Source organism: Campylobacter sp. S4:11, assembly GCF_024723695.1.
In the GTDB taxonomy this organism is placed as follows: domain Bacteria; phylum Campylobacterota; class Campylobacteria; order Campylobacterales; family Campylobacteraceae; genus Campylobacter_D; species Campylobacter_D jejuni_C.
Genome location: NZ_JANQDC010000048.1, coordinates 1 through 2,128, shown reverse-complemented (window position 1 = coordinate 2,128; position 2,128 = coordinate 1). Strand labels below are relative to the sequence as shown.

General features: G+C 30.1%; 3 protein-coding genes. All 3 read right to left on the bottom strand.

The genetic code is table 11. From position 1 onward, the window contains the following. Positions 1-792, bottom strand: a 792-nt coding sequence (locus CAMP5053_RS08030; RefSeq protein ID WP_337217623.1) for an Mbeg1-like protein, incomplete at its 3' end; no start/stop codon positions are given. A 256-nt stretch (positions 793-1,048) separates the two neighbouring features. Beyond that, positions 1,049-1,486 (bottom strand): hypothetical protein, encoded by a 438-nt coding sequence (locus CAMP5053_RS08025; protein WP_337217622.1) that lies wholly within the window; start codon positions 1,484-1,486, stop codon positions 1,049-1,051. Next, positions 1,483-1,989, bottom strand: a complete 507-nt coding sequence (locus tag CAMP5053_RS08020) for a hypothetical protein (RefSeq protein WP_263669427.1) — start codon at positions 1,987-1,989, stop codon at positions 1,483-1,485. The genes CAMP5053_RS08025 and CAMP5053_RS08020 overlap by 4 nt, the downstream gene beginning before the upstream one ends. Positions 1,990-2,128 lie beyond the last annotated feature (139 nt).

Below are 2,128 nucleotides of genomic sequence, written 5' to 3'. Positions count from 1 at the left end.
AGCAGAAGCGATGATATTTATACCACCGCTGTCATAGACACAATATACTTTTTGAGGATTTAAGACTTGCTCCATAATATTTTTATCTAATAATGCTGCCAAAGCCCGCATTAGCATATTATCAATCTCATCAATAGCAGGAGAATTAAAAGTATAAACTTGCGATGCCATAAATTTGATTGCATTAAATTGTGTATTTAAGCTCCTATCAATAGTATCGCAAAATTGCATTGCTATAACTGCTAAATATCCGCCTAAAGAATGCCCTATAAAAATAATATTATTTGAATCTACTTTGTTTAAAATAGGTGCTATGTCTAATAAAAATTGCTTTAAAGCATTAAGTTGAAAATCGCCCTTACCAAAGGTAAGCCCTATATCCGCCAAAGTATCCATACTCCAAAGTCCCTCTGTCCCCCTAAACCCTACTACAAACTTATCTTTTTCTTTATCATAAAACAAAGTAGCACTAAAGCCAGAAGCCGTATTTGGTTGGTGGAATTTAATCTCATATTTTTTAGCAAAGTTTTTAGCTTGAATCTCCCCAAATTCTCCATTAAGTGTCGGATATAGTGCAATGGAATCATCATAAATAAAATAATCTTTATATTTTTTAGATAAGGTCTTTGTATATTCTAAATTTTCTATATTGTCTTTATCTTTAGGGAATCTATTTTGCCCTATTTTATAACTATCCATTTCTCGCTCATCGTTATTGATATACATAAAGTTAAAATAACTTGCTTGAGCCAACTCGGCATAGTCTCTTAGATTGTTGATTAATTCTTTCATTTAGTCTCCTAAAGTTAATTTAGCACCAAAAACAGAGCAAATGCCAAAGGGTAATATAAAAACAATATTAAAAAATTCCTTAAATATTTTTTAATTCTTGTTATTCCAAAAAGCCATAGATTGGCTATCATTAGTGGAAAGACTATCCAACCAAGCATTATAAAAAACTCCTCAACCCTATTTGGATTATGTCCAACAATAGGAGATATAAACCAACCTACAACACATAATATAATCCAACAAATATAAAGTATTTTTAGAATCCGCATTCTGTTTCCCTAAACCACACCACGAAACCATCTTTGTGTGTATCATAGAACAAAGTAGCAGAAAAGCTTGACTCTGTATTTGTTTGATGGATTAATAAATCATATCTCTCTAAGAATTGTTTGGCTTGGAGTGGGGAGAAGTCGCCATCGAGCTTGCTGATAGTAATTTCTTTTTGTTCTTTATCTAACTGAACAAATTCAACAACTCTATGATTTTTATAGTTTGTATTCAAAATATCCGTAATGTAAATTTCTTGAATTTTAGGTTTATTGTCAGCGTCTCTAATTTCATTGCCTTGCCTATCTTGCATTACAAGAAAGTGAGATTTACTTTGCTGTTCTAAAAAATAGTGAAAATATCCATAGCTAGCCCATGCTAACTCAGCGTTATCTCGTAGTTTTTCAACTATCTCTTTATTTGTCATTTTGCCTCCTTAAAATTACAGATAAACTTATTATCTTTAAAACATTCTGGCATCTCTTTAATATAGATATTACCACAGGTAATATAATTATTCCACATAACTCTAAAATCCATATTGCCTTCATTGCCTAATATCATGGGTCTCCAATCATACCAAATTGAGCCTGATTCATTGATTTCTATTATATTTTTTTCCAAATCCATTTTAATATTTAACTGAGCTTTTATTCTCTCAGTATCATATCTAAATCGTGCAATATAATTATTATTCTCAAGTTTTAAATTATTTTGTAAATCACTAGGATTAACTCCAAATAATTTTAATGCTTTCTCTGTTCTTTTTTTAGAAGGCGGTGTAATATCTAACTCACATATTTCCTTAAACTTCCAATAACTTGGTTGTAATTCATAAGGAGTATAATAAAGTGGGATTCCAAGTAGATAAATTCCAAATAATGTAATAAATACTAAGATAATCTTTTTAGGTGCAAGAAACTTTTTCATTATTTGACTTCCTTAGGCTCTATTCCTCTAATGGCTAAAATATAATTGATATAGCCATATCTACTTGTATAGATTTTTTCTTTAGTTTTACTATCAATTTATTTTCTTTTTTCTCCAAATAAAGTAGCACTAAAGCCAC